15 protein-coding genes are annotated in these 24911 nt (G+C 55.2%); 14 read left to right on the plus strand and 1 reads right to left on the minus strand.

Translation table 11 applies throughout. The features are described from left to right. Nucleotides 1-11: 11 nt before the first annotated feature. The 5 genes from CIK94_RS11405 to CIK94_RS11425 all read left to right on the plus strand — a co-directional run bounded on the left by CIK94_RS11405 (nt 12) and on the right by CIK94_RS11425 (nt 6189). Complete coding sequence (locus CIK94_RS11405) at nt 12-1601, plus strand: RagB/SusD family nutrient uptake outer membrane protein (protein ID WP_022310602.1); 1590 nt, start codon at nt 12-14, stop codon at nt 1599-1601. Nucleotides 1602-1630: 29 nt separating this feature from the next. Then, complete coding sequence (locus tag CIK94_RS11410; RefSeq protein ID WP_158214704.1) at nt 1631-2611, plus strand: glycoside hydrolase family 18; 981 nt, start codon at nt 1631-1633, stop codon at nt 2609-2611. A gap of 41 nt (nt 2612-2652) precedes the next feature. Then, nucleotides 2653-3855: a DUF1735 and LamG domain-containing protein gene (locus tag CIK94_RS11415; RefSeq protein WP_094387043.1), complete on the plus strand. Its 1203-nt coding sequence runs from the start codon at nt 2653-2655 to the stop codon at nt 3853-3855. 34 nt (nt 3856-3889) lie between these two features. Next, entirely contained in the window at nt 3890-5320 is a 1431-nt protein-coding gene (locus CIK94_RS11420; protein ID WP_094387940.1) for a BT_3987 domain-containing protein, read from the plus strand. Between the two features lie 110 nt (nt 5321-5430). Beyond that, nucleotides 5431-6189 carry a DUF1573 domain-containing protein gene (locus CIK94_RS11425; protein WP_094423092.1) on the plus strand — a complete coding sequence of 253 codons (759 nt, stop codon included), beginning with the start codon at nt 5431-5433 and terminating at the stop codon, nt 6187-6189. Between the two features lie 730 nt (nt 6190-6919). Here the strand turns inward: CIK94_RS11425 and CIK94_RS11430 are convergent. Further along, a complete protein-coding gene (locus CIK94_RS11430; RefSeq protein ID WP_094423093.1) occupies nt 6920-7279 on the minus strand; it encodes a hypothetical protein in 360 nt (119 codons plus the stop codon). A gap of 528 nt (nt 7280-7807) precedes the next feature. On the opposite strand from CIK94_RS11430, the gene CIK94_RS11435 reads away from it, so the two are divergent. The 9 genes from CIK94_RS11435 to CIK94_RS11470 all read left to right on the plus strand — a co-directional run bounded on the left by CIK94_RS11435 (nt 7808) and on the right by CIK94_RS11470 (nt 24878). Beyond that, nucleotides 7808-10825: a SusC/RagA family TonB-linked outer membrane protein gene (locus CIK94_RS11435; protein WP_094387937.1), complete on the plus strand. Its 3018-nt coding sequence runs from the start codon at nt 7808-7810 to the stop codon at nt 10823-10825. Between the two features lie 28 nt (nt 10826-10853). Beyond that, nucleotides 10854-12392, plus strand: a complete 1539-nt coding sequence (locus tag CIK94_RS11440) for a RagB/SusD family nutrient uptake outer membrane protein (RefSeq protein WP_022310336.1) — start codon at nt 10854-10856, stop codon at nt 12390-12392. Nucleotides 12393-12423: 31 nt separating this feature from the next. After that, on the plus strand, nt 12424-13320 hold the full coding sequence (locus CIK94_RS11445; RefSeq protein ID WP_094423094.1) for a Calx-beta domain-containing protein: 897 nt from the start codon (nt 12424-12426) through the stop codon (nt 13318-13320). 37 nt (nt 13321-13357) lie between these two features. Beyond that, on the plus strand, nt 13358-13513 hold the full coding sequence (locus CIK94_RS14675) for a hypothetical protein (protein ID WP_216821943.1): 156 nt from the start codon (nt 13358-13360) through the stop codon (nt 13511-13513). A gap of 13 nt (nt 13514-13526) precedes the next feature. Next, entirely contained in the window at nt 13527-15665 is a 2139-nt protein-coding gene (locus tag CIK94_RS11450) for a M6 family metalloprotease domain-containing protein (protein ID WP_158216571.1), read from the plus strand. Between the two features lie 2288 nt (nt 15666-17953). After that, nucleotides 17954-19252, plus strand: a complete 1299-nt coding sequence (locus CIK94_RS11455) for an alpha-L-fucosidase (protein WP_094423096.1) — start codon at nt 17954-17956, stop codon at nt 19250-19252. A 271-nt stretch (nt 19253-19523) separates the two neighbouring features. After that, nucleotides 19524-21008 (plus strand): glycoside hydrolase family 28 protein, encoded by a 1485-nt coding sequence (locus tag CIK94_RS11460; protein WP_094423097.1) that lies wholly within the window; start codon nt 19524-19526, stop codon nt 21006-21008. Between the two features lie 73 nt (nt 21009-21081). Beyond that, entirely contained in the window at nt 21082-22590 is a 1509-nt protein-coding gene (locus CIK94_RS11465; RefSeq protein ID WP_094423098.1) for a glycoside hydrolase family 28 protein, read from the plus strand. Then, nucleotides 22587-24878, plus strand: coding sequence for a beta-glucosidase (locus CIK94_RS11470; RefSeq protein WP_094423099.1), 2292 nt, complete (start codon nt 22587-22589; stop codon nt 24876-24878). The genes CIK94_RS11465 and CIK94_RS11470 overlap by 4 nt, the downstream gene beginning before the upstream one ends. Nucleotides 24879-24911: the final 33 nt, after the last annotated feature.

The following is a 24911-nucleotide window of genomic DNA, read 5'->3' on the forward strand; positions in this document are numbered from 1 at the left end:
CTATAACGATTATGAAACTCAATAAATTCATCACAGGCAGTCTCGCCGTCATGGCATCTGCCGTAGTGCTCTCTTCATGTACGTCTGAGTTTGACAAGTGGAACACTGACCATAACTCGGCTACTGAAGAAGATATGACCCACGACAATATGAATACCGGTGCCTTCTTCTCCCAGATGCAGCACAACGTATTCATCGTAGGTCTGGACAAGGGCGCCGATTACCAGGTAGAGGATATGCTCACCGGCGGCCTCTTCTCTGGCTATTTCTCCAATATCAAGGCTTCTTACGATGTGGGCTCGCTGCACAATGCCCATTATCTGATGCCCGACAAGTGGGTAAACCTGCCCTTCAACGACACCTATACCAATCTGATGCAGCCCTGGCTCTCGCTGAAGACCAACTCTGACAAGAACGGTACGGCTGCCGTGACAGCTCTGGGCAATGTGGTCAAGGTATTCGGCATGAGCCGTCTGGCAGACATGTATGGCCCGCTGCCCTACACCCGCTTCGGTACCGGCATCAATGTGGCTTACGACAGCCAGGAGGATGTGTACAAAGCCTTCTTTGCCGAGCTCGACGACGCCATCGACGTGCTCACTTCCTATCATGAGGCATCGGCTTCTGCCAAGCTCCTCGCCAACTTTGACTTTGTCTTCGGCGGCGATGTAGAGAGCTGGGTCAAGTTTGCCAATACCCTGCGTCTGCGTCTGGCTCTCCGCGTGGCTTATGCCAACGAGGCCCTCGCCAAGCAGGAGGCTCAGAAGTCTATCGATAACAGCCTGGGCTTCCTTGAGAAGACTGCACTTCATGCCAACAATGCCAAGTACTCTTACCTGAACCCCATCTGGGAGGTTACCCAGAGCTTCGGCGATATGCGCATGGGTGCCTCTATCGACAGCTATCTCAACGGCTACGCCGACCCTCGTGCCAAGGTCTACTTCGCCGAAGCCGCCAACGGTGGTGGCATCCACGGCGTCTATCCCGGTCTGCAGATACGCAACCAGAGCGACTATACAGCCAAGACATCGGTAGCGAATGTGGAGTCAAATGCAGCCATACAGTGGATGTCGGCAGCCGAGAGCTTCTTCCTCAGAGCTGAGGCCAAGCTCAGATGGGATATGGGCGCAAGCTCGGTCGAAGAACTCTATAAGGCTGGTGTACGCGCTTCGTTCCAGGAGCGTGGCGTGAGCGGTGCCGATGCCTATCTGGAGAGCAACAACGTGCCCGCCACCTTCACCGACAACAGCGGCAACGGTCGCGACGCCTCGGCGCTGAGCACCATCACCCCCAAGTGGGACAACAACGCCCAGACCGAGCAGAAGCTCGAGCGCATCATCACCCAGAAGTATCTCGCCATCTTCCCCGATGGTCAGGAGGCTTGGAGTGAGTATCGCCGTACGGGTTATCCCAAGCTCTTCACCGTAGACCATAACGCCAGCAACGGCGCAGTAAATACCAATCTGCAGATTCGTCGTCTGCGCTTCCCCGCTTCTGAGTATTCCAACAACAATGCTAATGTACAGGCTGCCGTAGGTCTGCTCGGTGGTCCCGACAATGGCGGTACCAAACTCTGGTGGGACAAGAACCCTAAACATTAATCACCTAAATGACAGCATCTATGAAAATAATGAAATATATTATGCCGCTGCTGCTCATCGCCTGCATGTTTGCTTCATGCGATACCGATGTAGAGAACGCCACGGTGGTTGCCCCCACCACCTACGGCCCGCAGTATTACAAGAACTTGCGCGACTACAAGAAGAGTGACCATTCCATCGCTTGGGGATGGTTCGCCGACTACACCCAGAGCACCTCGCTGGCTACCCGCTTCCTCGGTCTGCCCGACTCGCTCGATATCTGCTCACTCTGGGGTGGCATCCCCTCTGACGACTCTACCCACGTAGATACTCACTATCTGCCCGAGGTATATCGTGAGATGAAGTATGTGCAGGAAGTCAAGGGTACCCGGCTCGTGGTACCTACCATCATCCGCATCCGCACCCGTCCAGAGTTCTACGACTCTATCTGGGTAAAGCAGAACGACCCCCAGGCAGCCATGCGTGCCTACGCCCAGGACCTGCTGCGTCCCATCTTTGAGAATGGACTCGACGGTATCGACATGGACTATGAGCCTGAGGGCGACCCGCTCTCCGGTGGCAACCTCGACTACTTCGTGGAGTATGTAGGCCAGTTCGTCGGCCCCATGGCATCGCCCGACAGCACCTTTACCTATCCCGACGGATTTACCATCAAGGGCAACCCCAACATGCTACTCTGCATTGACTACTACGGAAGTGCCCCCAGCGGCAATACCAATAAGTTTACCAACTGGTATGTCAACCAGACCTATGGCGGAAGCCCCGGTCGCGTGCCCTTCAGTGGCTGTCCTACCGAGAAGGTGGTCTATACCGAGAACGTGGGTGACAACTGGAAGGCTGCTGAGTGCGGACAGCTGCTCAATTATGCCCGCTATCAGCCCAGCACTGGCCGCAAGGGTGGTTTTGGTGCCTTCTTCATGCACCGCGACTATATCAACACTGGCTATGGATGCAGCAACTACGCCAATATGCGCCACGGCATCCAAATCCAGAACCCTGCTATCCACTAAAACCGTGATTAGTAACAGTATAAAGATTTAGAACAACGATTATGAATAAGATAAGATTATTTATGATGGCTATGGTAGCCCTGGTCTTCGCCGCCTGTCAGGAGAGCAATGGCGACTACCGCGATGTGGTTTACATCACGGGCACCATGCAGAAGAATACCATACGCAAGGGCTTTGAGGGCGCCGACCAGGTAGACCTCTCTGTCACCTGCACCGGCAAGGTGAGCGCCCCCGTCACGGCCACCTTTGAGGCTGCCCCCGAGCTGCTCGACGCCTACAACAAGGCCAACAACTCGAGCTACATCGTGCCTCCCACATCGGCTTACAGCATCGAGGATGCCAACGTTACCATCACCCCGGGTAACTTTGTGTCATCTCAGGCCAAGTTGATGATAGGCGATCCATCACAGTTTGAGGAAGGCAAGAACTATTGTCTGCCCGTGCGCGTCAAGAGCGATGGCAATCTGCTCGAGGCTGGCTCGGTGGCATACATCGTCTTCGTGCCCATCATCACTACCGACGTGGCCGACATCAACGGCAGGCCATTCCTGGTTCCCGGCTTCCGCAACAACGAGGCCCTGGGTCATCTCTCCCAGCTCACTATGGAGTGCAAAGTATATGTCAACGACTTCTGCCACACCAATCCCTACATCTCTTCACTGATGGGATGCGAGGAGAACTTCCTGCTGCGCTTCGGCGACGTATCGTGCGACCCCGACCAGCTGCAGCTCGCCGGTGGCAAGACCGGTGCGCCCTCTTGGGACAAGCCCGACAAGGGAACGGCTCACCCCACCACATTCCCCACCCACTTCCCCACCAAGAAATGGTGCCACTTTGCCTGTGTCTATGACGGCTCTCAGATTACCATGTATCTCGACGGCGAACCTATGGGTGACCCTGTCAAGGCTACTGGCGACATCTCGCTCGTGTGGAGCTATGATTACGGAACCTCATACGGCGACAACAACGGTCCCTTCGCCATCGGCTACTCTGCCGGAGGCCGCTATCTCAACGGCCGCGTAAGTGAATTCCGCGTATGGAACGTTGCCCGCACTCCTGCCGACCTGCTCAACAACATCTGCTATGTAGACCCCCACACACCGGGACTCATCGCATACTGGCGCTTCTGCGGTACAGACCAGCAGGAAGACGGTTCGATCCTCGACCAGACCGGTCATGGATACAACGCCGTGGCCAAGAGTGGCTCACCATCATGGGTGCCCAATCATAAGTGCCCCTACTAATACAGTGTCGTCTAACCGATAAAACTTACAATCAATGAAACTGAACAAATTATATATCGCCTGTGGAGTGCTGTTCCTTGGAACAGCCACTCTCAGCGGCTGTAGCGACGACGAGGCCTACGATGTAGACGGTTCCAACAACAACCTCATCTACGTAGACCAGTCGGTAGCCAAAGTGACCGAGTGTACCGTCTACCACACACCGGTAGGCTCTTTCGGCGACATCACCGCCAACGTCAAGGCGCGTCTGCAGTATGCTTCGGCAGACAGCATCACCATTAGTGCCGCCCCCGACACCACAATGGTATCTGAATATAACAAGGAATATAACGGCGTGGCCACCACCGTGCCTGCCGATGTGCTCGCTGCCATCCAGCTGGAGAAGACGGGCATCAGCGCCGGAGCCAACGTGGCCTCCGAACCTCTCAAGGTGACCATCCCCGCCGAGGCTTGTGCCCGTCTGACCGAGCCCGAGTATGTGGTGCCCCTCAGACTCACCGCCGTCAAGGAGGGGTCCCTCGATACCGACCGTCCCGTGGTGGCAAGCGAGGAGATGGGCGTCTACTATGTAGCCATCCATACCACCAACGATATGGTCTATCTCGCAGGCTCAAACTCAGCCAAGAGCAGCATCGTGCGCACTCCCGTGGGAGTCTTTGGCGAGGTCAAGGCCGACTATAACGTGAGCCTGCACTTCGCGCTCGACAGTGATGTGAAGGTGTCGGCTACCGTAGACAACAGCCTCGTGGATGCCTACAACACCGAGAACGGCAAGAACTACAAGTCACTGCCCGCCAATGTGGCTGGTGCCCTCGAGGTGACAGCTGCCACGGTGGCTGCTGGAAGTCAAGGCGCCCAACTCCATGTGGAGCTGCCCACCGAGCTGGGTCAGACGCTGACCGAGGCAGGCTATGTGGCTCCGCTGCGACTCGTAGCTGAGTATGCCAACGGCACCAAGGTGACCCTCGACAGCCAGGTGGCTTATCTCGTGGTGACCACCGAGGAGAGCCTCATCCAGGACAATCCTACAGCACTGCTGGGTACAGCCGTGAGCGACATCAGCGCCTGGAAGTGTATCTCTGCCGTCAACTACAATAAGGATGAACTCAAACTGTCGACATGGAAGTTCTCTCAGTTCAATATCGACAATGCCTCGTTTGTCGTAGACTTCGGAGCCGTACACAAGGTGGGTGCCTTCAAGCTCTCTTGTTCTCCCGGTAAGTCTTTCCGCTTCTATCTGAGCGAGGACAATGCCAACTGGGTAGACCTGGGCGATGTCAATGGCAAGGGCACCTATCGTGAGAGCTGGAGCAGCCAGTGGTATGTACTCTATGGTGCTGTCAATGCCCGTTATGTCAAGGTAGAGCAGACGCTCGATCCCAACCACTGGGGTTGGAGCTACGGCAACTATGGATGGGGCGCAAGCTATGTCTCCACAACTTGGGGACTCACCTTCGTAGACTGAACATGCATAGAAGATTGATTCAGTTCAATCGATAGCGTTGACAGGGGTGCCCCTCCTCATGATTGGGGCGTGGGCACCCTATACTTCCCTAACAATCCAAGGATAATGACATGATGAAATCATTGCTATTCCTCATACTTTCACTCTTCACGGCACTCACGGCACAGGCACAGGGCGAACCACAGTTTCTTGAGACGTTCAAGCCCGTAGAGCGCACCCACGACTTCGGTACCATCTACGAGAAAGACGGTAAGGTGGTCCATGTCTTCCGTCTGCGCAACAACGGCAAGAGTCCCGTGGCCATCTCGGCAGTCAACACGTGGTGTGGCTGCATGGTCGCCGACTATACCAAGCGTGCCGTGCGTCCGGGCGAGACAGCCCGGGTCACCGTGTCGCTCGACCCCGACCACAAGCAGGGCAACTTTGTCAAGCAGGTGGTGGTGCTCGTCAACGACGGTTCGGCTTACGTGCGTCTCTGGGTCAAGGCCAACATCGTGCCTATGGTCCACCCCGTGCGTGAAGACCATCCCTTCGACTACGGACACGGCCTCTTCATGAACCAGCAGCTGCTGCCGTTTCCCGAGTTGACCGTGGGGCAGACCCACACCTTCGAGCTGAAGCTCGCCAACGACACCGATAAGCCGATGACCATCCAGTTCAAGCGTGTGCCCAACAATACGGTGCTCAAGATGCCCTCTATGGTGCGTCTCCAGCCCCACGAGCGCAAGTCGATACACGTGAGCTCCCTCTATTCCCGCCGCCACTACGCCCCCCGCCGCATCCACGTCATCCCCGTGGTCAACGGCAAGGAGGCAAAGCCCCTCGTCGTGAAGTGGAATGTAGCCCAGAAGTTCAGACTGTTGAATTAAGTCTCTCATATTTCATCAAGAGCCCCGGCCCCACCCGGTCTGGGGCTTTTTCGTGCCCCAGGGTGGGCAGAGAGGTGCGCCCTATATATATAATAAGGTGGAGTGGGGCGGTTGGGGGTATCGCTGTGGTTGTCGTCCTCCATTCGTTGATGCTGCAAGGGGATGGCAATGATATAAGTGGCCCATTGTGGATGGCGCGCGCCCTTGGCAACTCTGTAGGAGTTGCGATTTCATAGCCCAGGGTTGAGGTGCGCAGCGCCTCTACCCTGGGTATTGATGCGAAAAAGGATAGCAACTCTGTAGGAGTTGCGTTTAGCCGAAGGCGTTACCCGCAGCAGGCTATCTGCAAGCACTGGGCAGGCGGAAACCATAAGATTGAGAATAACGCCTACGGCTAATCGCAACTCTTACAGAGTAGCAAGGTTAGTGGGGGCGCGTACCCAGGGTAGCGTGCTTCGCCCGCAACCCTGGGCTGGGGAAACGCAACTCCTACAGAGTTGCCGCTGCTTATGTGTGTTTTGTCATGGAGGGTATAATGTTCGTGTGCATGGATGTATGAGTTGCCGCTGCTTACGACGGTTTCGTCATGGTGGGTATAATGTTCGTGTGCATGGATGTAGGAGTTGCCGCTGCTTACGTGGTGTTCGTCATGAGGGATATGTTGTTCGTGTCCATGGATGTAGAAGATGCCGCTTGGGGCCATCCCAGTATTTCCCAAGGGGAAGGAGTTTTATCTAAACGCCTTAAACACACCAAGTATGAACTCCCGCCCCTTGGGGAGGGTTAGGGGAGGGGCCTCTCCTCCTGCCGATGCCGTCAGCGCCACTAAGGCGGAGCCTTCAGAAGACGCCATCGGCTTTTTGTATCTTTTATTGTCTTGCCCCATCCCGTCAATGTACATCGTAAAACGACGCTCACGGTGTGAAATCGTCATTTCGTAGCTTGCATAATGGATATCCTGGCTTGCAATCACCATTTCACACCACGAAATCGGGTTTTCGATGTGCTCGGGCGTCATTAGGCTGTGCTCGGGACTTTTTGCATAGGTCTCGGTGTGGGTGTCGCCAACCTCCGCCATCACAACAATCATCCCGCTGCTTGCAAATGCGGGAGGAAAAGGGGTGGACGTGGTGGGAAACGGACGCGGGGTAGCCCTCCTACTATGCTATAAGCCAACTCGAAAACGCTGATTTGGCAGTTTGAGGTTTTTAACATTACCTCGGATGAATAAATAATGATTAAATATACCACTATCGATAACAATCCGTTAAATATTGTGGCTTTCTAATTATAATTTGTTATCTTCTGCAATCGCAATCCTTGATATAAATCATCTGAAAGCTCCTTTAATAGTTAATAAACGTTAACCCCGTAATAATATTTTGTATAATTTTTGCTATTTATCATTAATACTATTAATTTTGCACGTACATATAGTTGCAAAACGACTTAAAAACGGCTCTAAGGTTGTGCTTAAAGGATTGTTTTTTGCGCTTTTGGTTTCCAAAATGTCAGCATAATGCTGCCGGAGACGGTGGTAAGACCCCGAAAACTTGTCATTGAGGATGAAATAATAATAATAGTTAATATAGTTTTTAATTTAAAAGAGAGAGATTTTATGGAAAAAAGACTATCGATGTTTTTTGCCTGCCTCTTCCTGAGCATAGGAATGGCGCTGGCACAAACAAAAGTTACAGGTACCGTAGTCAGCAGCGAAGACAACGAGCCTGTAATTGGTGCGTCTGTTAAAGTCGTAGGCACCAAGACTGGTGTCGCCACAGACATTGATGGAAAATTCTCGCTCGTGGTAAACAGCAAGAACGCTGAACTCGAGTTTTCATCCATCGGTATGGTTACCAAGCGTCTTAAAGCCTCTGCCAACATGATGGTCGTGCTCGACCCCGACAGTCATGTATTGGAGCAAGTAGTGGTTACCGGTTACGGCCAGGCCAAGAAGGTGGGTGCCGTTGTAGGTGCCATCGGTACTGTAGGCTCTGAAAAGCTCGGCAAGATTGTTACCCCTAACTTCACCGACGCTCTTGCCGGTCAGGTTTCTGGTCTGTCTGTGCTCAGCTCAGCCGGTGACCCTTCGACCACAGCTACAATCCGTCTGCGTGGTGTCAACTTCCTGCAGACCAGCAACCAGCCCCTCTTCATTCTGGATGGTGCACCTATCAGCTCTTCATTCTTCAGCACCCTCAACCCTGAGGACATTGCCAATATCACCGTGCTCAAGGATGCTGCCTCTACTTCTATTTACGGTGCGCGTGCTGCCAACGGTGTGATCCTTATCACCTCTAAGCAGGGCCGTTACAACGAGAGCGCCCAGGTTAGTGTCAAGGCCCAGTGGGGTGTTTCTTCTCCTACTTCCGACGGTGCAGAGATGATGAACTCTGAGCAGTACGTACAGTTCCGCGATATTATCGGTCAGCCCGTAAGCGACGAAATCCGCAATCTGGTCAAGAACTACGGCCTCAATACCAACTGGTATGACGAGGTGCTGAGCAGCTCGGCTCCTACTTATGATATCAATGCCACCATGCAGGGCGGTAGCCAGACAGTCAACTACTATATGTCTTACAACCACCACAAGCAGCAGGGTCTGGTAGAGAAGTCTGCTATGCAGCGCTCTGTCCTCAATGCCCGTATCAACGCTCGTCTGAACAAGTTCTTCAAGGTGGGCTACAGCGCCAACATCGGTGTACAGGACTTCGAGCAGAACGCCGTATGGAGCGCCATGCAGAGTGCCAGCAGCATTTATACTAACAACCCTCTGGTATTTGCCCGTAAGGCTCTGCCCTTCGACGTACCTTATTATTATAGCTTCGACGACAGCGGCAAGCTCATCAAGGGCGCCAAGGCCGACTATCTGCACTACTCTGGTATGAAGACCATGGAGCAGGACAGCAGATACCGTCGCTCTTTCCGCAAGCGTATCACCCTCAACACTTCACTCAATGAGGTGCTTACTCCTATCGACGGTCTTACCCTGACCGCCCAGCAGTCGCTCGAGCTGGTCAACCAGACCCTCGACAACCGCAACCTGCCTTGGGAGACTTTCCGGACTCCTATGGGCGACATTGTAGGTGATGGCGCTGTAGGCTCGATGAATACCGGTGCCGTACAGAACCGTTATACCTCTTCTTATCAGTACAACCTCATCCACACTGCTGAATACCGCAAGGGCTTTGGCGACCACAACATCGACGTGCTGGTCGGTGAGGAAACCCGCATCACCAAGGACTGGCAGTTTGGTGCCTTCGCAACAGGTCATGCCGATGCCCGTCTGATGAACATCACCAGCGGTACTAACGTTGCCCTCTCTGACCTCGAGGACGCTCAGACCAAGGTTGTTGCCAACTCACTCTTCGCCACTCTGGAGTACAACTTCAAGGAGAAGTATTATTTCTACAGCTCTATCCGTCGCGACGGTAGCTCTAAGTTTGCTCCCGACCACCGCTGGGGTACCTTCTGGTCACTCGGTGTGAAGTGGGATGCCAAGAAGGAGAGCTTCCTCAAGGACGTAAGTTGGCTCAACGATGCCTCACTGAGTCTCAACTATGGTACTACCGGTAGTGACGCAGGTCCTGGTGCCTACGAGTACTTCGGTCTCTATGGCCAGGGTTCGCTCTACAACGGCCAGACCACTCTGGGTATCGCACAGGCTGCCAACTATATGCTGACTTGGGAGAAGGTGGACAAGCTCAACTTCGGTATCAATGCCCGCGTCTTTGACCGTCTGGGTGTCAACATCAACCTCTACAAGAACAAGAGTACCGATATGATTATGGACGTTCCTTACTCTTTCACCACTGGTTTCTCTGCTGGTGTGGGTAACGTAGGTTCGATGGTCAACAAGGGATTTGAAGCCGACGTCGATGTAGACATCATCAAGACTCGCGACATGCGCTGGACCTTCAAGGCCAACGTAGGTTACAACAAGAACGAAATCACCGAGCTCTTTGCCGGTCGTGACAACTATACCATCGCCAATACCGGTGTACGCTATGAGGTAGGCCGCAGCTATGGTGAGTTCTATCTGCCCCGCCGTGCAGGCGTTGACCCACGCGACGGTGCCCCCATGTGGTACGACAAGGATGGCAACATCACCAAGACCTTCAGCGAGGAGAACTGTACTGTATGGACTGGCAAGAACCGTTATGCCCCCTGGATTGGTGGTTTCGGTACCAACTTCACCTGGAAGGGCTTTGCCATCATCGCTGACTTCGCTTGGCAGAACGGCAAGTACCTGCTGATGAACGAGGAAGTCTTCACCGCCAACCCCGCCAACGCTACTTCATGGAACCAGCAGACCAAGATGCTGAACATCTGGACCAAGCCCGGTCAGATTACCGATATCCCTGCTGCTGGATACAACGTGACCATGCTCGACGACAATCTGCTCGACAACGCTTCATTCCTGCGTATGAAGACCCTGAGCCTCCAGTACGACCTGCCCAAGAAGTGGCTTGCTCCTCTGCGCTATGTCAAGGGCTTCAAGGTATTTGGTATCGCTCGTAACCTCTTCACCATTACTTCGTTCTCTGGTTATGACCCAGAGCCCGATATCAACCTGGTTAAGTTCAACTATCCTAACACCCGCCAGTTCGTGCTCGGTGCCGAAGTTACATTCTAACAATATAACACGATAAATGGAAAAGAATATGAAAAAAATATATTTTTCACTGATGTTGCTTGCGACATTGTTCGTTACTTCATGTAGCATGGACCAGAAGCCCTTCGGAGCTCTCGACGACCAGTCCGCAATTCGCAACGAGAAGGACCTCTATCAGTTCCGTAACATCCTCTACAGCAATCTTCGCGGTCTTACTTCCGGCGGTTGGCTCTACCAGCCCGACCTGGTAGCCGACGAGTTTGTGGGCTTGTTGAGCAACGGTAACCGTAACGGTGAGCTCAACAGCGGTAACATCCTCGCTTCTACCGGCGAAATCGAGAGCATGTGGGGTAGCTGCTACAGCGTCATCAAGAACTGTAACAAGCTGATGGAAGAGGCCGACAAGCTGCTGGGTCAGGAGGGTCTTACCGATGCCCAGGTGCTTGCCATCAAACGCTATCGCGCAGAGGCTTCGTTTACCCGTGCCTATGCTTACTTCTTCCTGGCCGACCACTTCTGCCAGTCTTACACACAGACCAATCCCGAGGCAGAGCATTCTGGTCTGCCCCTACAGACGGTCTACTATCCTACATCCAATGCGTCCTACTATCCCGACCGCAGCACATTGGCAGAGACCTTCAGTCTCATCGAGACCGACCTTGCCAATGCCTACGACGGCATCAAGGCATACGAGGCCAGCGGTGCCAGTGATGTAGCCGACCTGCTCAAGCCCAACGCCGCTTACGTATCTTCGTTTGCCGTAGAGGCTATGATGGCTCGTGTGGCTCTCGTCAAGGGCGACTATCCCACAGCTCTTGCCAAGGCCAAGGACGTAATCACCAACGGTGCCTATACTCTTACCACCATTGCCGATTACAAGAAGCTCTGGACCAATGACGCCGGTACCGAGGTGATCTTCCGCCCCTTCATGTCAAATACTGAGCTTGGCGGTTCGGTAGGTGGTGCTTACATCTCTTCCGACAACCAGACTTGCGACTACATCCCCACCTACGCCACTCTGAATACCTTTGCTGTTGAAGGCGACGTGCGCTTCGACACATTCTTCGAGGTCAACGAGGGTGTAAAGGTCGAGGGTAGCACCTATGCTCTGTACCAGTTTGTCAAGTTCCCCGGCAACAGCTCACTGCGTACCGGTAGCGCTAACAACCTGGTCAACATGTGCAAGCCTTTCCGTCTCTCTGAGATGTACCTCATCGCTGCCGAGGCTGCTGCCCGCACCAATGTGGATGGCTCAAGCTATCTGAACACCTTCCTCAAGAACCGTATCGAGGACTATCAGGCCGCTTCGTTCACCTCTGAGCAGCTGCTCACCTCGGCTCTGCGTCAGCGTCAGCTTGAGTTTGTAGGCGAGGGCTTCCGTCTGAGCGACCTGCGTCGTCTGGGTCTCGGCTTCAGCCGTACTGCCGACTATCCTGCCGCTATGGGTATCAACGGTATCATCACCGTGAAGAGCGCAAGCGTTACCTATAAGGCTGGTGACTATCGTTACACATGGCCTATTCCTCAGAGCGAGCTAGACAGCAACCCCAAGCTGAAGACTCAGCAGAACCCCGGATACGCCGATTAATCAGTATAACTATTAAAGAATACATCACAGTATGAAATATATCAAATTGTTTATGCTCCTTGCAGTGACCGCTTTCTTTGCGGCCTGCTCGGACGATGATGCCAGCTGGAACACCAATGCCGACGTAACCGTCGAGATGGGCAAGACAGAAGTCAAGGTCAAGGAAGGTGCAGGTCTTTTCAATGTGCCTATCGTTGTCAAAGGTGAGACTACAGCTCCCGTGCGTGTACATGTGTCAATGAGAGAGTCGGGCAGCAACCCTGCCAAGAAGGACGTCAACTATATGGTCACCGATACTACCATCGTCATCTCTGACGGTGCCGGCAAGGTAGAAGTCAAGACCGTCGATGACGATGAAATCAATGAAAACCGTACCTTCGAAGTATATATCGTTTCTGCCGATGGCGCCAAGGTAGGCGCCAACTCTTCTACCAATGTTGTACTTCGTGACAACGACTCTGAGTTCTATGAGAAACTCCAGGGTGTATGGAAGATGAAGTGCGTCGACGCCAATGGTGCTGCCAAGGAGTGGTCGGTAACCGTGACCGGCGGCGATGAGGAAAGCGAGGACTACAACCACTATCTCTATGTCTCTGGCATGATGGGCTATGACTGGACAATGGCCGTGCTCAAGTATGACTACGACAAGGCTACCAAACAGGGCTCATTGGCATTCGACGAACTGGGTTCTTACAAGTTTGCCGACGGTGTAGACTTCGGTCTTGGCAATGCTCCTAACTACGTATGTCTCTTCTCTCAAGACGGTAGAAATCTTACTACCGAGCCTATCGGTGGTACCTGGAGTGCAGACTTCAAGACTGTCACCTTCGATGCCGACAAGGTCTTGTGTGGTGGTATCTTCGGTTCCGACGGTTCATTCACGGGTTATATATGGTTCTCGGCCAAGAAAATTACCATGGTACGCTAATCGATTAGCAGAAATCTGCGTGATGACTCATGCGGAAATGACAATAAAAAAGATTGCCGGCACAGCGCTGGCAATCTTTTTTTATGCCATGACCTCATTTTGTTGCCCGATGATAGCCGTTAGGTTGGAAAAAATAATTATTTTTGCATACGAGTTTGCTAATGAACACGTTATCGACAAAAATGTCAAATAAAATAATTCAAATCATGATGAAAAGATTCCTTACTGCACTGTTGCTGTTGGTAGCTACAGTAGCAGTCCATGCCGTCCCCGCCGACCCAAGCGTGTGGCGCATCTTCAAGACCGCCGATGGCAAGACTGTTCGCGTACAGCTGTGTGGCGACGAGTTTATGCGTTACTGGAAAGCCGAGAACGGCGCCTGTTACACCCTTGAGAGCAACGATGTGCTGCGTGTGGCAGACATGCAGCAGCTGCAGCTCAACGCCACCAACATGCGCAGCCAGATGGAGCCTGCCCGCAGTCAGGGCAAGCAGCGCAAGTCGTGGAGAGAGAAGGTGGCACAGCGTGTCAACTTCACCGGCGAGAAGCGTTGCCTCATTATCCTCGCCCAGTTCTCTGACGTTGCTTTCACGATGGACGACCCCCAGGCTTACTACAACCGCGTGGCCAATGAGAAAGGTCTCAAAGAAGGTAAGTTTGTAGGCAGCGTGGCAGACTACTTCAGCGCCCAGAGCGGTGGCGTGTTCAACATCACCTTCGACGTGGTAGGTCCCTATACCCTCGGCTCGCAGGTTTCTTATGGTGGCAATGTCAACGGCAACGACCAGAACGCCCGTGGTATGATACTTGATGCCTGCAACAAGGCTTATGCCGATGGCCTCGACTTCTCGCCCTATGACTGGGACGGCGACGGCTTTGTCGAGGAAGTCTATGTCATCTATGCCGGCCGTGGCGAGGCTACTGGTGGCGGCGCCGATACCGTATGGCCCCACAAGTGGCAGCTCGCTTCGCCCGTGAAGTATGGCAACAAGAAAGTCAGCGTCTACGCCTGCTCCAACGAGTTGCGCAGTGCCAGCAGCTATATGGGCATCGGCACCATCTGCCACGAGTTCTCCCACTGCTTGGGTTATCCCGACATGTATGACACCCGCGGCAACTCTGGTACCAGCAACACCTGGTATGGCATGGGCACCTGGGACCTCATGTGCTCGGGCAGCTACAATGGCAACGAGTATTGTCCTGCCGGCTACACCGCTTACGAGAAGATGGTCGGCGGATGGATCAAGCCCGTTGACCTCTCTGAAACTCTTACCTGCAGCGTCAAGGACCTGAAGACCACTGCCAAGGGTGGCGAAGTCTACAAGGTGACCAACCCCGGCAGCAGCAATGAGTACTATCTCATCGAGAACCGTCAGCAGGAAGGTTGGGACAAGTATATCGCGTCTTCGGGCATTATGATCAATCATATCGACTATAATCCTACTCTCTGGCAGTGGAACTGCCCCAATACTCCTGATAGAGGCAACGACCACGAGCGCATCACCATCATCCCTGCTGACAATGTCAAGAGCGGTGAAACAGAGGCGGGCGACGCATGGCCCTATGGCGGACACAACAGTCTGGGCAATAACACCAGTCCGGCCTGTGTGGTGTATAACGACAACAACGGCAGGATGCTTATGAACATCCTCATCAGCAAGATGTCTTGCTCGGGCGGTCTGGCTTCGTTCAACTTTGCCAACCTCAACAACGGCGCTTCTCAGGAAGGCTATCTGCTCAAGGAGACCTTCGACCGCTGTCTCGGTACCGGTGCCAACGACGACAATGGCTTCTATAAGCCCGCCAGCACTTTGATGGCAAGAAACTTTGCCAATGGTACTTTCGAACCCGATGTTACAGGATGGGATGCTGATATGACCCTCAAGGGCGCTTATCAGTGTGCCGTCGTAGGTCGCAATGGCAAGGCGTCAGGCACCTATGATCTGACGAGTCCTTCATTCAATGTCGACGCCAACACGCCTGTCACCATCAAGTTCAAGGCTGCTCCCTTCGACAAGAACAACAGCAATACGCTCACCCTCTCTACCAGCAACGGTACGCTGTCGACCAGTACTTTCAACCTGACCGAAGGCCAGTGGACCGACTGCAGCACCACGCTGAGAGCATCGGGCAAGACTCAGCTCACCTTCAACTCCTGCCGTCTCTTCCTCGATGAGGTTGAAATCCAGACCAGCGTAGAGTCGGGTATCGACAATGTCTACACTCCCTCTGCCCGTCCCGCCAAGGTGGGAATCTACACCCTCTCGGGTGTCTATCTCGGCACCGACGCCAGCTCGCTCCCCCACGGCGTCTACATCATCAACGGCCATAAGGTAGTGAAGTAAGGGTTACACCTTATTAATATATATAGGCATCGCCGACATCGTGTCCTCTGTGGACATGGTGTCGGCGATGTGGGTTGTAGTTGTAAGCCCTTTGGGAGAACTGGGGTGGGGTACGCTGCTGGTCCCTTTTGTTGTGGAGCTTGTCAGCAGCAGCAACTCTGTAGGAGTTGCGCTTTCCCAGCCCAGGGTTGCGGGCGTAGTCCGCTACCCTGGGTAGCTGCACAACTATTATAGCTACTCTGAAGGAGTTGCGATTAGCCGAAGGCGTTATGCTCGGTTAATACTAATCGTCTACACCTTTTTTTCCATTATCCTGCTGGAGGTAACGCCTACGGCTAAACGCAACAATTTACCTTTCCGCGTCGCAAAGCGCCGCGCCGGTGACCTTCGGTTCAGCGTTGCTACCTTTTTTGTACCAATACCCAGGGTAGAGGCGCTTCGCACCTCAACCCTGGGCTGTGAAATCGCAACTCCTACAGAGTTGCCGGGGGTGCGTACCGTCTGCACCGTACTGCCTATGCCGTTGTCGGGTGTCAAATCGCTATTTACGCTCATGGGAAGACTGGGGTGGGGTACGCTGCTGGTCTCTTTTGTTGTGGAGCTTGTCAGCAGCAGCAACTCTGTAGGAGTTGCGCTTCCCCAGCCCAGGGTTGCGGGCGTAGTCCGCTACCCTGGGTAGCTGCACAACTATTATAGCTACTCTGAAGGAGTTGCGATTAGCCGAAGGCGTTATGCTCGGTTAATAATAATCGTCTACACCTTTTTTTTCCATTATCCTGCTGGAGGTAACGCCTACGGCTAAGCGCAACACTTACAGCGTTGCTACCTTTTTTTGTACCAATACCCAGGGTAGAGGCGCTTCGCACCTCAACCCTGGGCTGTGAAATCGCAACTCCATTACCTTTCCGCGTCTCATTGCGCCGCGCCGGTGACCTTCGGTTTAGAGTTGCCGGTGATGTGTACCGTCTGCGCCGTACTGTCTATATCATTGACCAAGGTAAATCAACTCCGCACCTCAATCTTGGGCTATGTAATCGCAACTCCATTACCTTTCCGCGTCGCATTGCGCCGCGCCGGTGACCTTCGGTTCACAGTTGCCGGTGATGCGTACCGTCTGCGGCGTACTGCCTATGCCGTTGTCGGGTGTCAAATCGCTATTTACCCTCTTGGGAAGACTGGGGTGGGGTACGCTGCTGGTCCCTTTTGTTGTGGAGCTTGTCAGCAGCAGCAACTCTGTAGGAGTTGCGCTTTCCCAGCCCAGGGTTGCGGGCGTAGTCCGCTACCCTGGGTAGCTGCACAACTATTATAGCTACTCTGAAGGAGTTGCGATTAGCCGAAGGCGTTATGCTCGGTTAATACTAATCGTCTACACCTTTTTTTCCATTATCCTGCTGGAGGTAACGCCTACGGCTAAACGCAACACTTTACCTTTCCGCGTCGCAAAGCGCCGCGCCGGTGACCTTCGGTTCAGCGTTGCTACCCTTTTTGTACCAATACCCAGGGTTGAGGCGCTTCGCACCTCAACCCTGGGCTGTGAAATCGCAACTCCTACAGAGTTGCCGGGGGTGCGTACCGTCTGCACCGTACTGCCTATATCATCGACCAAGGTAAAACAACTCCGCACCTCAACCCTGGGCTATGAAATCGCAACTTCATTACCTTTCCGCATCGCATTGCGCCGCGCCGGTGACCTTCGGTTTAGAGTTGCCGGTGATGTGTACCGTCTGCGCCGTACTGCCTATATCATTGACCAAGGTAAATCAACTCCGCACCTCAACCTTGGGCTATGTAATCGCAACTCCATTACCTTTCCGCGTCGCATTGCGCCGCGCCGGTGGCATTCGGTTCACAGTTGCCGGTGATGCGTACCGTCTGCGGCGTACTGCCTATGCCGTTGTCGGGTGTCAAATCGCTATTTACCCTCTTGGGAAGACTGGGGTGGGGTACGCTGCTGGTCCCTTTTGTTGTGGAGCTTGTCAGCAGCAGCAACTCTGTAGGAGTTGCGCTTTCCCAGCCCAGGGTTGCGGGCGTAGTCCGCTACCCTGGGTAGCAGCACAACTATTATAGCTACTCTGAAGGAGTTGCGATTAGCCGCAGGCGTTATGCTCGGTTAATACTAATCGTCTCTACATTGCATCCCATTATCCTGCATTACTCTATTTGTCTGTCCTCGGTCTATGGCGGGGCTCTCAAAATCTTGGGGGACGGACAGCTAAAAAGCGGACATTCGTTTGGCTCTTTCAGCCAAAATCCTTAACTTTGTGTGCGTTATAACAATCATCAATGTCATGAAGAAAATTTCAACACTACTCCTGCTGATGGTGGCAAGCCTTACCGCCTCGGCTCAGTATCAGGCTTCGCCCGAAATCCTCAAGGCCCGTACCGAATTCCAGGACAACAAGTTTGGCATCTACATCCACTGGGGACTCTACTCCATGCTCGGCAACGGCGAGTGGGTGATGAGTAACCGCAACATTAATTATAAGGAATATACCCACCTGGCCGACGGTTTCTATCCCTCCAAGTTCGACGCCGAGGAATGGGTCAAGGCGTTCAAGGCCGCCGGTGCCCGCTACGTCACCTTTACCACCCGTCATCACGATGGCTTCTCGATGTTCAAGACATCGGCCAATAACTATAACATCGTCGATGGTACCCCCTTCCACCGTGATGTTCTCAAAGAGCTCGCTGATGCCTGTCAGAAGTATGGCATCAAGCTCCACCTCTACTATTCTCATGTAGACTGGTCGCGCCCCGACTATCCTCAGGGATGGAGCGGTATGGGTATCGGCAAGCCCAAGGACCAGTACAACTATGACTCCTACCTCGCTTTCATGAAGCACCAGCTCACCGAGCTGCTCACCAACTATGGCCCCATCGGTGCCATCTGGTTTGACGGCTACTGGGACCAGAAGAACAACCCCAAGTTTGACTGGCGTCTCGACGAGCAGTACAGCCTTATCCACCGCCTGCAGCCCGGCTGTCTCGTGGCCAACAACCACCACAAGGCCCCCAAGCCCGGCGAAGACCTGCAAACCTTTGAGCAGGACCTGCCCGGTCAGAACACAGCCGGTTATTCCAAGGGAACGGTGATAGGACAGTTGCCTCTGGAGACTGTGATGACCATGAACAAGGTCTGGGGCTACGACATCACCGACAAGAAGTACAAGAGCTCTGAATATATCATCCAGCACATCATCAAGGCTGCCGGCAACAATGCCAACTATGTCATCAACATCGGTCCCCGCCCCGACGGCAAGCTGCCCGTAGAGGCTGTCGAGCGCCTCAAGGCTATTGGTGACTGGATGGGCCGCTATGGCGAGACCATCTACGGCACCCGCGGTGGCATCGTGCGTCCCCATGACTGGGGCGTTACCACCCAGAAGGGCAACACCCTCTATGTGCATATCATGAACTGCCAGGACCGTGCCCTCTTCCTCCCCCTCACCGAACGCCGTGTGGCCAGTGCGCGTATGTTTGACGGTCACCAGAAGGTGCGTGTCAGCAAGAACGCTGAGGGCGTGACCCTCGAGCTCCCCGCTGTGCCCAAGGGTGTGGACACCATCGTTGAGCTGACTCTCAAATAGTCTGCCGCCTCTCACCAAGAGAACCAACAAAGCCCGAAACCATCTGCAGGTTTCGGGCTTTGTCATATCCTTGAGCTTGGGGGTGGGGAGATGTGATGTAGGTGGTATCAGATTTGCCTCACATTACCCCTTCAGATGCTCAAAATCAGGCAGTCCGTAGTCAGTCCTTCCCTCGCCCTGCCCAGTAATTACTTGAATGATTGAAAAAATAACACGAATTAATGCTAAACTTTTTGTGTGTCACTCTGTTTTTTGCTATCTTTGCCTTATCATGAAGAAGACCGTATCATTCATCCTCATGGCGATGCTGTCGCTCAGCCTCAGCGCCGCCAAAGTGGTTACCTCGGCGTCGCTCAAGCTCGTTGCCGATGGCAAGACCCTTAACACCGAAGCTATCCAGAACGCCATCGACCGTCTGTCTAAGAAGGGCGGTGGCAAGTTGTCAATCAGTAAGGGCCTTTACCTCACCGGGGCCATCCAGCTGAAGAGTGGGGTAGAGCTTCACCTCGAGCGCGGAGCCGTGCTCTTGGGCAGCACCAATCCCGATGACTATTACCAGCTGCAGGTGATGGGCGACGGCGACGTGGTGCGCAAGGACAACTCCAAGTATGCCCTCGTGCTCGCCCAGGGTGCCCGCAATATCGCCCTCACCGGCGAGGGAGTCATCGACGGACAGGGTCAGGAGCTGGCGCTCACCATCGACTCGCTCGTGAAATGTGGCGTGAAGAGTGACCCCAACTACAGCAAGCGTCTGCGTCGTCCCAGTGAGATCATGCGTCCCAAGCTCTTCTTCTTCTCCGAGTGTGACGGAGTCGAAATCGCCGGCCTCCATCTGCGCAACAGCGCCTGCTGGGGTCTCTCCTTCGACCTCTGCTCCAATATGAATCTCCATCACCTCGATGTCTACAACCGTGCCTACTGGAACAACGACGGTATCGACATGACCGACTGCCGCGACTCGCGTATCACCAACTGCCGCATCAATGCCGCCGACGACGGCATCTGCCTGAAGAGCTACCACAAGCGCGGCGTAAGCCAGAACCTCGTCATCGACAGCTGCGAGATACGCAGCTCTGCCTCGGCTGTCAAGTTCGGCACTGCCACTTGGGGTAATTTCCGCGACATCACCATTACCAACATCCGCGTAATCGACACCTTCCGCTCGTGTATCGCCATCGAGAGCGTCGACGGTTCGCAGATAGAGAACATCGTAGTCGACGGTCTCAAGGCAACCAATACCGGCAACGCCATCTTCGTCAAGTTGGGCAATCGTGCCCAGAACGACCAGGGCTATATCCGCAACATCACCCTGCGCAATATGGATGTTGAGCTCGCCTTCGGCCGTCCCGACACCGACTATGATATCCGCGGCCCCGAGGTAAGCTACTTCCACAACCCCTTCCCCTCAAGTATCACCGGTTGGCCCGGTCATCCTGTAGAGAACGTGGTGCTCGAGAACATCAATATCAGCGCTCCCGGTCGTGCCGACAAGGGTATGGCCTATGTCAAGGCGCCCGAGGTTCCCGAAAACTACGACCGCTACCCTGAGTTCACCATGTTTGGCGAGCTCCCCGCCTGGGCCTTCTTCCTGCGCCACGTCGAGGGCATCACCCTGCGCAATGTCAACCTCACCCTGCGCGACCGCGACTTCCGTCCCGCCATCTGCCAGGTCAATGTCAATGGCTACAAGGACGAGGGAGTCAACATCACTCTGCCCGAGCCCAAGCACTGTGGCAAGTGCCATCGTCACGATTAATCTACATATACTTATATAGACATAAATAACAACCACAACTATCATCGGGCAGACGCTGCCCATAGCAAACATTATGAAATACCGTAACTATATTCTCGTGGCAGCCATGATGCTCGTTGCCACTGTGGCCGAAGCTGCCAAGACCGTGAGCTCTACGGGTCTCAAACTCGTAGCCGACGGTCAGACCGTCAACACTCCCGCCATCCAGCGCGCCATCGACGACCTGAGTCGTAAGGGCGGCGGCACCATCGTCTTCGAGCCCGGCAACTATGTCATCGGTACCCTCGAGCTGCGTTCCAATATCGAGCTCCACCTCAAGAGCGGCGCCACCCTCTTGGGCAGTACCAATCCCTATGACTACATCGACATCACCAAGGAGGGCGCCGACCGCAGCGACCCTAAGAAGTGGAACTATCTGAGCCTCGCGCTCATCGAGGCATACCAAGCCAAGAACATCAAGCTCACCGGCGAGGGCACCATCGACGCCCGCGGCTGCGAGCTGGCTCTCGCCATCGACAGCCTGCACAAGGCTGGCGTGCGCCCCGACCCCAACTACTTTGACCGACTCAACCGCCCACGCGAGGCCATGCGCCCCAACCTCTTCACCATCAATGCCTGCGACGGTATCGAGGTGAGCGGACTCCATCTGCGCAACGGCGCCTGCTGGGGACTCGTCTTCTTCCAGTGCAAGAACCTGCTCATCGAGCGCGTGGATGTGCTCAACCGCGCCTACTGGAACAACGACGGTATCGACATCGTGGACTGCCAGCATGTCATCATCCGCGACAGCCACGTCGATGCTGCCGACGACGGTATCTGCCTCAAGTCAGACAAGCTCGAGCTCGCCTGCGACGACATCCAGGTCTACAACTGCGCTGTGGAGAGTTCGGCGTCGGCCATCAAGTTCGGTACCAACTCTGCCGGTGGTTTCAAGAACATTACCATCCGTGACATCAAGGTCAGCAACACCTTCCGCTCTGCCATAGCCATCGAGGCTGTCGACGGCGGCGAAGTGCGCAACGTGCTCGTTGAGAATATCCACGCTCTCAATACCGGCAACCCCATCTTCATCCGCCTCGGCAAGCGCCAGGCCGACCGCCGCGACGGCATCGTCGATGGTGTGACCATCCGCAACATGGTGTGCGAAGTTCCCTTCGAGCGCCCCGATGTAGGCTATAAGTTGCGCGGCCCCATCACCAACACCATGCGCAACCCCATGCCTTCGAGCATCGTGGGCATCCCCGGCGTCAAGGTGCGCAATGTGCTCATCGACAATGTCACCATCATCTACCCCGGTGGAGCCGACAAGGGTCTGCGCTACCTCACCATGGGCGAGCTCAGCAAGATACCCGAGCAGATCAACCGTTATCCCGAGTTTGATATGTTTGGCGAGCTGCCCTGTTACGGTTTCTACGTGCGCCATGCCGATGGCGTCACCTTCCGCAATGTCAACCTCCTGCTCCGCAATGACGACTTCCGTCCTGCCTTCGTTCTCGACGACGCTTCGAATGTCAAGTTTGAGAACATCTCTTACCCCTTTGGCAAGACGAACGGACAAATCTACGATAACTCCAAGCAATGAAACGTAAGCTCTTCACCCCTCTGAGCATGGGCGCCATGGCGCTCGCTCTCGTCATGGTGGCCTGCGGCAAGGCGCCGCAGCTCACCCGCGACAATGTCGATGACGTGCTCGCCCACATGACCCTCGACGAGAAGATCAACATCGTCGTGGGCGCCGGCAATGAGACCTTCACCGGCTATGGCAACACCAAGAAGCTCGTGCCCGGTGCTGCCGGAACCACCTCGCCCATCCCCCGCCTCGGCATCCCGCCCACCGCGCTCACCGACGGTCCTGCCGGACTCCGCATCGATACCATGCGCGAGGGCCAGAGCCGCCGCTACTACCACACCGGCTTCCCCATCGGCACCGCCCTTGCCTCGTCGTGGAACCAGCCCCTCATCTATGAGGTGGGAGAGGCCATCGGAAACGAGGCCCATGAATACGGGCTCGACCTCATCTTCGGCCCGGGCATGAACCTGCACCGCGACCCGCTCGGAGGCCGCAACTTCGAGTACTACTCCGAAGACCCGCTCCTCACCGGTAAGATGGCGGCAGCCTTTGTGCGTGGCATCCAGAGCCAGCATGTCGGCGCCACCCTCAAGCATTTTGCCGTGAACAACCAGGAGACCAACCGCAAGGATGTCGATGTGCGCATCGCCCAGCGACCCCTGCGCGAGCTCTACCTGAAGCCCTTCGAGATAGCCGTGCGTGAGAGCGATCCCTGGTCGGTGATGAGTGCGTACAATATGATCAACGGCCAGCAGTGTATGGAGAGTCGCGACCTGCTCACCACCATCCTCCGCGGCGACTTCGGCTTCCGCGGCTTCGTGGTGAGCGACTGGGCTGCCCCCGGATGGCGCGACTCCGGCCGCGAGATATGGGCTGGCAACGACCTGCTTGCCCCCGGCACCGCCCAGCAGCGTCAGGAGATCAAGGCCGCCGTCAAGGCCGGCACCCTCTCTGTGGCCGCCCTCGACAGCTGTGCCCGCCGCATGCTCCAGTTTGTAGCCCGCACCGAGCGCATCACCCCCCGCACCTATAGCGAGAACCCCGACCTCAAAGCCCACGCCATCAAGTCGCGCGAGGCTGCCGAGGAAGGCATCGTGCTGCTCGAGAACCATAACCAGACCCTGCCCCTCGCCAAGGAGACCCGGCGCGTGGGCATGTTTGGCGTCTCCTCTTACAACTTCATCTCCGTCGGCACCGGCTCGGGCAATGTCAAGACCCCCTACACCGTCAATCTCCTTGAGGGATTTGCCAATGTGGGCGTCGAGACCAATGCCGACGTGGCACAGACCTACCAGCGCATCATCCGCGATACCATCGCAGCCCGCGCCTACGACCCGCTGGGCTACGCCGCCATCCCCGAGCTCACCATCGACTCGGCTGTGATAGCCCGCAGCGCCCAGACCGATGATGTCGCCATCATCACCATCGGCCGCAGCTGTGGTGAGGGAGCCGACCGCCTGCATGCGACAGAATATCTGCTCTCCGACGTCGAACATCGGCTGATAGCCCAGGTGAGCCGAGCCTTCCACGCCGCCCGGAAGCGCGTGATAGTGGTGCTCAATGTGTCGGGCGTGGTCGAGGTGGCATCCTGGCGCTCGCTTGCCGACGCAGTGGTGCTCTCGTGGTTGCCCGGACAGGAAGCCGGCGACGCCGTATGCCGCGTGCTCACCGGCAAGGTGTGTCCCTCGGGCCGCCTGACCATGACTTTCCCTCTGCGCTACGAAGACTGCAGCACCCACGACAACTTCCCCTACGACTACCACGGCCCCAAAGCTATCGGTAACTACCCCAAGATACCGCGTACACCGGCCATTAAGAACGTACACTACGTAGACTATGTTGAGGGTATGTACGTGGGATACCGCTACTTCGACACCTTCAACCGCCCTGTGGCCTATCCCTTTGGCTTCGGACTCAGCTACACCACCTTCGCCTACAGCGACGCCGTCTGCCGCGCCCAGGCCGATGGCAACTTCGCCCTCAGCGTCAAGGTCACCAACACTGGAACCTGCGCCGGCAAGGAGGTGGTACAGGTTTATGCCCCCGTGCGCTCGCTGCGCCATCAGCTCGTCGCCTTTGGCAAGACCCGCACGCTCCAGCCCGGCGAGAGCGAGACCCTCAGTCTCACCATCACCCAGCGCGACCTCGCCTGCTTCGACGAGGCGCAGAACGCATGGGTACTCGATGCCGGCGACTATACCCTCGAGATTGGCGCCAATGCCCGCGATGCCCGGCTGAAAGCCCACATCCAGGTGTCGGCACCCCTCGTCGTCGAGCGGGTCAACGGCGTGCTCCGCTAAGCGGTCTGCCCCATACAAAGAGAGCGGGGAGAC

The sequence above is a fragment of the Prevotella sp. P4-51 genome (assembly GCF_002251455.1).
GTDB lineage: Bacteria > Bacteroidota > Bacteroidia > Bacteroidales > Bacteroidaceae > Prevotella.

What these genes read in the sequence shown, in the direction of transcription:
- CIK94_RS11405 (WP_022310602.1), top strand. Translation starts at nt 12, where the DNA reads ATGAAACTCAATAAATTCATCACAGGCAGTCTCGCCGTCATGGCATCT.
- CIK94_RS11410 (WP_158214704.1), top strand. Translation starts at nt 1,631, where the DNA reads ATGAAATATATTATGCCGCTGCTGCTCATCGCCTGCATGTTTGCTTCA.
- CIK94_RS11415 (WP_094387043.1), top strand. Translation starts at nt 2,653, where the DNA reads ATGAATAAGATAAGATTATTTATGATGGCTATGGTAGCCCTGGTCTTC.
- CIK94_RS11420 (WP_094387940.1), top strand. Translation starts at nt 3,890, where the DNA reads ATGAAACTGAACAAATTATATATCGCCTGTGGAGTGCTGTTCCTTGGA.
- CIK94_RS11425 (WP_094423092.1), top strand. Translation starts at nt 5,431, where the DNA reads ATGATGAAATCATTGCTATTCCTCATACTTTCACTCTTCACGGCACTC.
- CIK94_RS11430 (WP_094423093.1), bottom strand. Translation starts at nt 7,279, where the DNA reads ATGATTGTTGTGATGGCGGAGGTTGGCGACACCCACACCGAGACCTAT.
- CIK94_RS11435 (WP_094387937.1), top strand. Translation starts at nt 7,808, where the DNA reads ATGGAAAAAAGACTATCGATGTTTTTTGCCTGCCTCTTCCTGAGCATA.
- CIK94_RS11440 (WP_022310336.1), top strand. Translation starts at nt 10,854, where the DNA reads ATGAAAAAAATATATTTTTCACTGATGTTGCTTGCGACATTGTTCGTT.
- CIK94_RS11445 (WP_094423094.1), top strand. Translation starts at nt 12,424, where the DNA reads ATGAAATATATCAAATTGTTTATGCTCCTTGCAGTGACCGCTTTCTTT.
- CIK94_RS14675 (WP_216821943.1), top strand. Translation starts at nt 13,358, where the DNA reads ATGACAATAAAAAAGATTGCCGGCACAGCGCTGGCAATCTTTTTTTAT.
- CIK94_RS11450 (WP_158216571.1), top strand. Translation starts at nt 13,527, where the DNA reads ATGATGAAAAGATTCCTTACTGCACTGTTGCTGTTGGTAGCTACAGTA.
- CIK94_RS11455 (WP_094423096.1), top strand. Translation starts at nt 17,954, where the DNA reads ATGAAGAAAATTTCAACACTACTCCTGCTGATGGTGGCAAGCCTTACC.
- CIK94_RS11460 (WP_094423097.1), top strand. Translation starts at nt 19,524, where the DNA reads ATGAAGAAGACCGTATCATTCATCCTCATGGCGATGCTGTCGCTCAGC.
- CIK94_RS11465 (WP_094423098.1), top strand. Translation starts at nt 21,082, where the DNA reads ATGAAATACCGTAACTATATTCTCGTGGCAGCCATGATGCTCGTTGCC.
- CIK94_RS11470 (WP_094423099.1), top strand. Translation starts at nt 22,587, where the DNA reads ATGAAACGTAAGCTCTTCACCCCTCTGAGCATGGGCGCCATGGCGCTC.